This window comes from Microbacterium sp. PM5, assembly GCF_003293595.1.
Lineage (GTDB): Bacteria > Actinomycetota > Actinomycetes > Actinomycetales > Microbacteriaceae > Microbacterium.
The window spans coordinates 1,124,142-1,132,608 of the sequence record NZ_CP022162.1; the positions used below are offsets into that span (position 1 = coordinate 1,124,142).

General features: G+C 68.4%; 10 protein-coding genes. All 10 read left to right on the top strand.

Annotation, left to right across the window (positions count from 1 at the left end; all coding sequences use genetic code 11):
* Positions 1-2: 2 nt before the first annotated feature.
* The 10 genes from aroC (at position 3) to CEP17_RS05590 (ending at position 8,405) form a co-directional block, all read left to right on the top strand.
* Complete coding sequence (gene aroC / locus CEP17_RS05545) at positions 3-1,214, top strand: chorismate synthase (protein WP_039415998.1); 1,212 nt, start codon at positions 3-5, stop codon at positions 1,212-1,214.
* On the top strand, positions 1,211-1,750 hold the full coding sequence (locus CEP17_RS05550; RefSeq protein ID WP_112931555.1) for a shikimate kinase: 540 nt from the start codon (positions 1,211-1,213) through the stop codon (positions 1,748-1,750). Before aroC ends, CEP17_RS05550 begins: the two co-directional genes overlap by 4 nt.
* The gene (gene aroB, locus CEP17_RS05555) at positions 1,747-2,829 is read left to right on the top strand and encodes a 3-dehydroquinate synthase (RefSeq protein ID WP_039416000.1); all 1,083 of its coding nucleotides are present in this window, start codon (positions 1,747-1,749) and stop codon (positions 2,827-2,829) included. Before CEP17_RS05550 ends, aroB begins: the two co-directional genes overlap by 4 nt.
* The gene (locus CEP17_RS05560) at positions 2,826-3,368 is read left to right on the top strand and encodes a GNAT family N-acetyltransferase (protein WP_112931557.1); all 543 of its coding nucleotides are present in this window, start codon (positions 2,826-2,828) and stop codon (positions 3,366-3,368) included. The genes aroB and CEP17_RS05560 overlap by 4 nt, the downstream gene beginning before the upstream one ends.
* Entirely contained in the window at positions 3,365-3,823 is a 459-nt protein-coding gene (aroQ, locus tag CEP17_RS05565; protein ID WP_036318126.1) for a type II 3-dehydroquinate dehydratase, read from the top strand. The genes CEP17_RS05560 and aroQ overlap by 4 nt, the downstream gene beginning before the upstream one ends.
* A gap of 96 nt (positions 3,824-3,919) precedes the next feature.
* Positions 3,920-4,480, top strand: a complete 561-nt coding sequence (gene efp, locus CEP17_RS05570) for an elongation factor P (RefSeq protein ID WP_036283795.1) — start codon at positions 3,920-3,922, stop codon at positions 4,478-4,480.
* Positions 4,481-4,498: 18 nt separating this feature from the next.
* Positions 4,499-4,909 (top strand): transcription antitermination factor NusB, encoded by a 411-nt coding sequence (gene nusB / locus CEP17_RS05575; RefSeq protein WP_036291068.1) that lies wholly within the window; start codon positions 4,499-4,501, stop codon positions 4,907-4,909.
* Positions 4,910-4,949: 40 nt separating this feature from the next.
* Positions 4,950-6,236, top strand: a complete 1,287-nt coding sequence (locus CEP17_RS05580; protein ID WP_112931559.1) for an alpha/beta hydrolase-fold protein — start codon at positions 4,950-4,952, stop codon at positions 6,234-6,236.
* Positions 6,237-6,306: 70 nt separating this feature from the next.
* Positions 6,307-7,872 (top strand): Rieske 2Fe-2S domain-containing protein, encoded by a 1,566-nt coding sequence (locus CEP17_RS05585; protein ID WP_112931560.1) that lies wholly within the window; start codon positions 6,307-6,309, stop codon positions 7,870-7,872.
* Positions 7,873-7,964: 92 nt separating this feature from the next.
* Positions 7,965-8,405 (top strand): hypothetical protein, encoded by a 441-nt coding sequence (locus CEP17_RS05590; RefSeq protein WP_239498594.1) that lies wholly within the window; start codon positions 7,965-7,967, stop codon positions 8,403-8,405.
* The last annotated feature ends 62 nt before the right edge of the window (positions 8,406-8,467 follow it).

Consider the following 8,467-nt stretch of genomic DNA (forward strand, 5'->3'; position numbering starts at 1 on the left):
GAATGCTCCGCGTGCTCACGGCCGGCGAATCGCACGGCCCCGAACTCGTCGCCTTCATGGAGGGTCTGCCCGCCGGCGTCCCCGTCTCCCGCGCCGCGATCCAAGCCGATCTCGCGCGTCGCAAGCTCGGCTACGGCCGCGGCTCGCGGATGAAGTTCGAAGAGGACGAACTGACCATCTCCGCCGGCGTCCGGCATGGGCTCAGCATGGGAAGCCCGATCGCGCTGCGCATCGGCAACACCGAGTGGCCCAAGTGGACCGAGGTCATGAGCGCCGAACCGGTCGAGATGACCGAGATGTCGCGCGGGCGCGGTGCTGCCCTCACCCGACCCCGCCCGGGCCACGCCGACCTGGTGGGTATGCAGAAGTACGGCTTCGACGAGGCCCGTCCGATTCTCGAGCGTGCGAGTGCCCGCGAGACGGCGGCGCGTGTGGCTCTGGGTGCGATCGCCCGCTCGTTCCTCGGTGAGCTCGGCATCCGCCTCGTCAGCCACACGCTGTCGATCGGCCCCGTTCACGTGCCCGCAGGCGCTGCCCTTCCGACTCCGGACGACGTCGCCGCGCTCGACGCCGATCCGCTGCGGTGCTTCGATCCCGCGACGTCTGCGGCCATGGTCGCCGAGGTGGATGCCGCGAAGAAGGACGGCGACACCCTGGGCGGCATCGTCGAGGTCCTCGCCTACGGCCTTCCGCCCGGTCTGGGCTCCCATGTGCAGTGGGACCGCCGCCTCGACGGCAAGCTGGCACAGGCACTGATGAGCATCCAGGCCATCAAGGGCGTGGAGGTCGGCGACGGCTTCGAGACCACACGCCGACGGGGTTCGGCGGCTCACGACGAGCTGTTCGCGGCATCCGAGGGCATCACGCGCTCCTCCGACAAGGCCGGCGGCACCGAAGGTGGAATGTCCACCGGGACGGTGCTGCGCGTGCGCGCCGGCATGAAGCCGATCGCGACCGTGCCGCACGCGCTTCGGACCATCGACGTCACGACGGGCGAGGCCGCCACCGCGCACCATCAGCGCTCCGACGTCTGCGCCGTGCCCGCCGCGGGCGTGGTGGCCGAGGCCATGGTCGCGATCGTGCTCGCCGAAGCGGTGCTGGAGAAGTTCGGCGGCGACAGCGTCGCCGAGACGGCTCGTAATCTCCGCAGCTACCTCTCCGCGATCCCCGAGACCCTGCAGACGGCCTCGGACAGCGACGACGCCCTCGGATGACGAGCCCTGCGATCGTCCTCATCGGCCCGATGGGGGCGGGGAAGACGAGCGTCGGCAAGCGCGTGGCCAAACGCCTCGGCCTGCCGTTCACCGACAGCGACGCCGTGATCGTTCGTGAGCACGGCCCGATCGAGACCATCTTCGCCACCCACGGCGAGGAGCACTTCCGCGAGCTGGAGCGCCGGGCCGTGGCCGATGCTCTGCAGGCGGGCGGCATCGTCGCACTCGGCGGGGGAGCCGTGCTGCACCCCGGCACTCAAACCGCGCTCGCCGGTCACCGCGTCGTGCTGCTGACCGTCGCGCCGCACAATGTCGCGGCTCGCATCCGCGGCGGCGCGCGCCCCCTGCTGCAGGAGGGCGACGCCGTGGAGCGCTGGCACGAGATCTACGCTGCGCGCCGCCCCCTCTACGAACGGCTCGCACACGTGAGCTTCGACACGTCCGCCGGTCCTCTGCAAGACACGGTCGACGCCCTCGCGGCGTGGATCGAGGCGGAGCTGCCCGGTGACGATCACGCGCGAGGAGCACAGGAATGACCGACACCACCGTCATCGGCGTCGCCGGCGACCAGCCCTACGACATCACGATCGGACGAGGCATCCTCGGCATGGTCGGCGACGCTCTGCCTCCCGCCGCACAGAAGGTTCTCATCGTGCACCCGCCGACACTGTCCGCGCAGGCGACCGAGCTGCGCGAGCTGCTGCTCGGGTCGGGGGATCGCCAGGTGCTGCTCGCCGAGGTTCCGGATGCCGAGCAGGGCAAGCGCGTCGAGGTGGCGGCCTTCTGCTGGCAGGTCATGGGCCAGGCCGACTTCACGCGCACCGACGCCGTCGTCGGGTTCGGCGGGGGAGCCGTGACCGACCTGGCGGGCTTCGTCGCGGCGACCTGGCTGCGCGGCGTCGCGGTGGTGCAGGTGCCCACGACGGTGCTCGGCATGGTCGATGCCGCCGTCGGCGGCAAGACCGGCATCAACACGGCGGAGGGCAAGAATCTCGTCGGCGCGTTCTGGCCGCCTCGCGCGGTGATCTGCGACCTGGCTCTGCTCGACACGCTCAGCCGCAACGAGCGGGTGGCCGGGTTCGCCGAAGTCGTCAAGGCCGGCTTCATCTGGTACCCGGAGATCCTCGATCTCATCGAGGCGGATCCCGACGCCGCCGTCGATCCGCAGTCCCCGGCGTTCCGACGCTGTATCGAGCTGGCGATCGAGATGAAAGCGCGCGTCGTCGGCGAGGACCTCCGCGAAGCCGGGCTGCGCGAAGTGCTGAACTACGGGCACACGCTCGGCCACGCGATCGAGCACGCCGAGCGGTATCAGTGGCGCCACGGCGCAGCGATCTCGATCGGCATGCTCTTCGCCGCGGAGCTGTCGCGGCTCGCCGGCCGCCTCTCCGACGACGCGGCCGTGCGGCACCGCCGCATCCTCGAACTGCTCGGACTGCCGACCTCGTACCGCGCGGGCGCGTGGAAGCAGCTGCTGGCCACCATGCAGCGCGACAAGAAGACGCGCGGTGCGATGCTGCGCTTCATCGTCCTCGACGACATCGCGAAGCCGACCGTTCTGCAGGCCCCGGACGAGTCCCTCCTGTTCGCGGCCTATCAAGAAGTCGCCGAGTGAGCGAGCCCGTCGTCCGGCGCGTCCGCGCGGCGGAGTGGCGGGAGATCCGCGACCTCCGCATCGAGGCCGTCGGCGATCCGGCGGCATCCATCGCTTTCCTGTCCACCGTCGAACAGGAGCGTGCGCACGACGAGGTGTTCTGGCGCGAGCGCGCCGCGGGCGCGTCGCTGTCCGACGAGGCCGCTCAGTTCATCGCCGACGACGACGGGCGGTGGGTCGGCACGGTGACCGTCCTCCTCCGGGCGGCGGGCACCGCCGATCATCTGGGTCGACCCGTGACCGAGGCGCGCGCAGACATCGTGGGCGTCTACGTGGCGCCGTCGCACCGGGGTACGGGACTGCTCGGGCGCCTCGTCGATGTGGCCGGGGCATGGGCCCGGGATCGTGGGGCCGACGAGCTGACGCTCGATGTGCACGCCGAGAACCATCGCGCGCAGGGTGCCTATCGCAAAGTCGGCTTCGTCGCGACGGGGGAGAGGCTCACGAGCGTCATCGGTCCCGAGCTCGTGATGGTGCGCGCCGGTAGGGTGAGCGCGTGACGACCCCTCGACGCCTCCTGCTGGTGAACGGCCCCAACCTCAACCTGCTCGGCATCCGCGAGCCCGACGTCTACGGGCACGACACCCTCGCCGACGTGGAGCGGATCGTCCAGGATGCCGCCGCTGCGCGCGGCTTCGACGTCGAGGCGGTCCAGAGCAATCACGAGGGTGTGCTGATCGACGCGATCCACGAGGCGCGCACCACCTGCGCCGGGATCGTGATCAACCCGGGAGGTCTCACCCACACCTCCGTCGTGCTCCGCGATGCGCTGTCGGGGGTGTCGCTGCCGGTGGCTGAAGTGCACATCTCCAACGTGTACGAGCGTGAGAGCTTCCGCCACCACTCGTACGTGGCGGACGTCGCCGTCGTGCACGTGATCGGCGAGGGCGTCGCCGGCTACGCACGTGCCACGGCGCTGCTGATCGATGTCATCGTCGGCGCCGCCGAAGGCTGAGCCCCGGACGCCCGCGCGGCCGTGGGCTAAGATCGACTGTCGGCCGCGCGCCACCGCGTGCGCCCCCTCGAACTCACGAACGGAAACTCCACACTCATGGCATCGACCGCAGACATCAAGAACGGCGTCGTCCTCAGCATCGACGGACAGCTCTGGAGCGTCGTGGAGTTCCAGCACGTCAAGCCCGGCAAGGGCGGTGCGTTCGTGCGCACCAAGCTGAAGAACGTCATGACCGGCAAGGTTGTCGACAAGACGTTCAACGCGGGCGCCAAGGTCGAGATCGAGAACGTCGACCGCCGTGACTTCACCTACCTCTACAACGACGGCGAGGGCTTCGTCTTCATGGACGTGGCCGACTACGACCAGATCACGGTCGGCGCCGCAACGGTCGGCGATGCCGCGAACTTCCTGCTGGAGAACCAGCAGGTGCAGATCGCCCTCAACAACGGCAACCCGCTCTACATCGAGCTGCCGGCCTCCGTCGTGCTGGAGATCACCTACACCGAGCCGGGTCTGCAGGGCGACCGCTCGTCGGCGGGAACCAAGCCCGCCACCGTGGAGACCGGCTACGAGATCCAGGTTCCGCTGTTCCTGGAGACCGGCACGAAGGTCAAGGTCGACACCCGCACGGGCGACTACCTCGGCCGCGTCAACTGACGACCGGTCTTCGAAGCGATGAGCGCACGGTCCAAGGCGCGCAAGCGCGCCCTCGACATCCTCTTCCAATCCGACGTCCGTGGCGATGAGCTCGCGGTGACCCTCGCCGCGGAAGCGAAGCGGGCGGCGAACGAGCCCGCTCGCGAAGCCTCGTGGCTGTACGCGCGCGAGATCGTCGACGGTGTCATCGACAACCGCGACGACATCGACGAGCAGATCGTCACCCACGCGCGCGACTGGAAGATCGAGCGGATGCCGGCGGTCGACCGGGCGATCCTGCGCCTGGCGGTGTGGGAGCTGATGTTCAACGACGAGGTGCCGGCCGCGGTGGTGATCGACGAGGCGGTGGAACTCGCGAAGGAGTTCTCGACCGACGACTCGGGTTCGTTCGTGCACGGCGTGCTGGGCCGGATCGCGCGCACCGCCTGAGCGGGGCGCCAAGACCATCGCACCCCGAGAGACACCACGAGTGGCCTCCTTCCTCGAACTCCGTATCGATGAGCCCTGGCTCATCGGGGTCGTCGGCGCGCTCAGCGTCGGATTGATCGTCTTCCTCCTCATCCGCCGACGCGTCGAGCGCTGGCCGTTGTGGGCCGCGCTGTCGATGACGGTCGGCGCGAGCGCGGCCATCGCTTTCGCGCTGTACGCACGCAAGACGAACCTGTTCGGCATGCCACTGCCCTGGCAGGCGGTCGTCTGGGGTGCGGGCGGTTTGGCAGCCGTCGGGCTGGCCGTCGCGAACCTCGTGGGGGCTCCGTGGCGGCGGCGAGTGGTCGCTGTCCTCGCCATCCCGATCTTCTTGATCGAGGCGACGCTGGGGATCAATGCGTACTACGGGCTCACACCCACCGTTGCAAGCTTCTTCCACATTCAGATCAACCGACCGATCACGCTGCAGACGGGAACGAGCGGCCCCGACGGCGACGTGAACCTCTACCGCACGTGGCAGCCTCCGGCGGATATGCCCGCCACGGGTGAGCAGGGAACGATCGAGATCCCCGCGACGCAGTCAGGCTTCGCTGCCCGCACCGCCGGCATTTACAAACCTCCAGCCGCCCGCACGGCCCATCCGCCGCGCCTGCCGCTGGTCATCCTGATGATGGGCCAGCCGGGAGACCCGGATCCGCAGTACATCGCAAAGGTCCTCGACGCCCAAGCCCAGAAGAACAAGGGTCTCGCACCATACGTGCTCGTCGTCGATCAGCTCGGAGACCCGAGCCGCGATCCCGCCTGCGCAGACTCGGCGATGTACGGCAACGTCGAAACGTACGTGACGCGCGACGTGGTCGCTTTCGCTCGTACACTCCCCGTACAGCAGAGCCCCGGCCAGTGGACCATCGCCGGCTATTCGAATGGGGGCGGGTGCGCCTTCAAGTACGCCGCCGAGCACCCCGACGTCTGGGGAAATCTGCTGTCCGTCAGTGGCGAGATCGATCCCGGATCGGAGCACCCCGATGAAACCGTCGCAGACGTCTTCGGCGGCTCGATCGCGGCGTACGACGCCGCCAAGCCGACGAGCATCCTCAGCTCTCACGCGGGGGGCTATCCCAACGAGTGGGCATTGTTCACTGCTGGTCAGAACGACCCCGCTTACATCGATCAGGCCCGCCGCGGGGCCGCAGCGGCTGCGAAGGCAGGGTGGAACGTCGACAGCTACGTCGTCCCGGGTGCCGGTCACGTCGTCGACGCGCTCGAGGGTGGACTCGCCGAGGGCTTCGCCCGTCTCTACCCCCGTCTGGGGCTGTCCGCGCCGTAGAGCGGCATCGCCTGAGCGGCGCTGACGACTCCCGCGCGTAGACTCGGGAGCTGTTCGACCAGGAGGACGCATGCGCATCACAGGCCTCGGCCACGCCGGAATGTTCATCGAGACGACGGGCGGCAGCATCCTGTGCGACCCGGTGATGGGGCCGAGCTTCTTCGGATCGTGGTTCCCGTTCCCCGACAACCGGGGCCCGGATTGGGAGCGTTTCGGCAAGGCGGACTTCCTCTACATCTCGCACCGTCACCGCGATCACTTCGATCCGACACTGCTGGAACGGTACGTGCCGAATGACATCCGGGTCCTGCTACCCGAGTACCCGACCGACGACCTCGAAGTGGACCTGCGCCGCCTCGGCTACGACAACATCGTCTTCACGCAGGCGGGCCAGACGCTCGAGTACCCCGGCGGGCTGAAGATCATGGTGACGCCGCTGCGTGCGCCGAGCGACGGCCCGATCGGCGACTCGTCGCTGAGCGTCGACGACGGCACCGCGAGCATCCTCAACCAGAACGACTCGCACCCGCTCGACCTCGAGCGCCTGCTCTCGTTCTCCAAGCCCGACGCATACTTCACGCAGGTCTCCGGCGCGATCTGGTGGCCCATGGTCTACGACCTGCCGCAGGACTCGAAGCAGCACTTCGCAAAGCTGAAGCGCGACGCTCAGAACAAGCGCGCGATGTACTACATCGAGAAGGTGGATGCCGAGCACGTCTTCCCCATGGCAGGCCCGCCCATGTTCCTGCGCGACGACCTGTTCCGCTTCAACGGCTGGGGCGTGGAAGACGACTCGATCTTCACCGATCAGCGCCAGTTCCTCACCCACATGCGCGCCGAGCGTCCGGATCAGAAGGGCTACGAGTTCGTCCCCGGCACGCAGGTCGACCTCAACGGCGGCACGATCGAGATCACGCAGACTCTCTACACGCCCGAAGAGATCGACCGCGTCTTCGACGACAAGTGGGCGTACCTCGCCGAGCAGCGCGACAGCCGTCAGGCGGAGGTCCTCGCCGAGATCGAGACGCGGGCCGAGCCGATGGCACCTGCGGAGATGCTCGCTGCGCTGCAGGAGTGGTGGGAGCCGCTGCTGCGTCGCGCCCGCACGATCCGCACCGGCGTCGGCGGCAACGTCCGCTTCCGCATCGGCGAGCTCGACATGGTCGTCGATTTCCCGAAAGCGAAAGTGCGCGAGTACGCGGGGGAGGAGTGCATCTACTGGTACACGATCCCCGCCGATCTCGTCTCGACGAACATCCGTGATCATGAGATCGACTGGTCGAACTCGATCTTCCTGTCGATGCAGTTCGCCGTCGGCCGCAGCGGCAAGTTCAACGAGTTCCTCACCACGTTTCTGAAGTGCCTGTCCCGCGACCGCATCGAGTACGTCGAGAACTGGTACGCGGAGCAGTCGGATCAGACCGAGGACGCCGAGATCGGCGAGTGGACGGTGCAGCGGCGCTGCCCCCACCTGCGCGCCGACCTCACCAAGACCGGCAAGATCGAGGACGGCGTACTCACCTGCGCGCTCCACGACTGGAAGTGGGACCTGGCCAGCGGGCAGTGCCTCACCGCACCCGGGCACCCCATCCGTGCATCTCGGGTGATCGAGACGGCATCCGCGCCGACGACGTAGTCCGTCGCCGACACGCGCATCACGTCTCCAGCGACACCGCACGCCGCGCGCGCGTGCTCTCATCCACTTCGCACGCCTGTCCTAGAGTGAGCGTGAACAGCACACCCGCGGTGCGCGAGGGGAACCGTGACATGAGAATCGACCCGCTGCACCTCGTCGACGTGTTCGTCTACCTGGTGATCCTCAACCTCACCGCGCAGTTCGTCCCGAGCGTCATCTCGGAGAGCTTTGCCGTCTCGCTGGCGACGGCGATCATGCTGAAGCTCGTCCTCGAGGTCGTGCTGCGCGTCAAGAAGGCGGTCGTGGCGCGCCTGCGTGCAGCCTCGACGACCGCGCGGCGTCTGACCTCGGTCGTGATGCTCGTGCTGATCCTGCCCGGCAGCAAGTTCGTCGTGCTGTGGCTGGAGGACGTGCTGTTCGGCGACGCCGTGTCACTCGGCGGGTTCTGGCCGGTGACGCTGCTCGTGCTCACTCTCACCGCCGCCCGCGCCGGTGTGCGACGGGCGGTCGCACCGGGGCGATCCACAACCTGAGGTGCCGCACGGGTCGGGTAGAGTGGAGTCAAACCACAGCAACCTTTAACACCGTCCAGAGA

What these genes read in the sequence shown, in the direction of transcription:
- aroB (WP_039416000.1), top strand. Translation starts at nt 1,747, where the DNA reads ATGACCGACACCACCGTCATCGGCGTCGCCGGCGACCAGCCCTACGAC.
- nusB (WP_036291068.1), top strand. Translation starts at nt 4,499, where the DNA reads ATGAGCGCACGGTCCAAGGCGCGCAAGCGCGCCCTCGACATCCTCTTC.
- efp (WP_036283795.1), top strand. Translation starts at nt 3,920, where the DNA reads ATGGCATCGACCGCAGACATCAAGAACGGCGTCGTCCTCAGCATCGAC.
- aroC (WP_039415998.1), top strand. Translation starts at nt 3, where the DNA reads ATGCTCCGCGTGCTCACGGCCGGCGAATCGCACGGCCCCGAACTCGTC.
- CEP17_RS05550 (WP_112931555.1), top strand. Translation starts at nt 1,211, where the DNA reads ATGACGAGCCCTGCGATCGTCCTCATCGGCCCGATGGGGGCGGGGAAG.
- CEP17_RS05585 (WP_112931560.1), top strand. Translation starts at nt 6,307, where the DNA reads ATGCGCATCACAGGCCTCGGCCACGCCGGAATGTTCATCGAGACGACG.